This is a genomic window from Stutzerimonas stutzeri (genome assembly GCF_000935215.1).
In the GTDB taxonomy this organism is placed as follows: domain Bacteria; phylum Pseudomonadota; class Gammaproteobacteria; order Pseudomonadales; family Pseudomonadaceae; genus Stutzerimonas.
This window is the reverse complement of the sequence record NZ_JXXD01000397.1, coordinates 1-334: the sequence shown is the minus strand read 5'-3', so window position 1 is coordinate 334 and position 334 is coordinate 1. Positions and strand designations below refer to the sequence as shown.

At 63.8% G+C, this 334-nt stretch carries 1 pseudogene; it reads left to right on the top strand.

The window, feature by feature from the left end:
* Positions 1–334, top strand: a pseudogene (locus tag LO50_RS23780) (heavy metal sensor histidine kinase); the annotation flags it as partial.

Here is a 334-nt window from a genome sequence, read left to right as displayed (position 1 = left end):
AGGAGGAGTATGAACGCCTGGCGCGGATGATCGACAGCATGTTGTTTCTCGCCCGTGCCGAGCAGCCGGCTGCGGCCATCGAGCGGCAGCGCTTTGCATTGCCGGCACTGGTCGAGCAGCTGTGCGACTACTTCGAAGGCGTCGCCGAAGAGCGCGGCATTCAGCTGCTCGATGAAACCGAGGGTGAGCTTTTCGGTGACCCTGAGATGATCCGCCGGGCGCTGGCGAACCTGCTGGCCAATGCGCTGCGCTACGGCGCCAGTGACAGCCCGGTGCGTATCGTCAGTGGTGGCTCAGGAGTAGGTTGGCGGTCGGTCAGCGTGATCAATCTGGG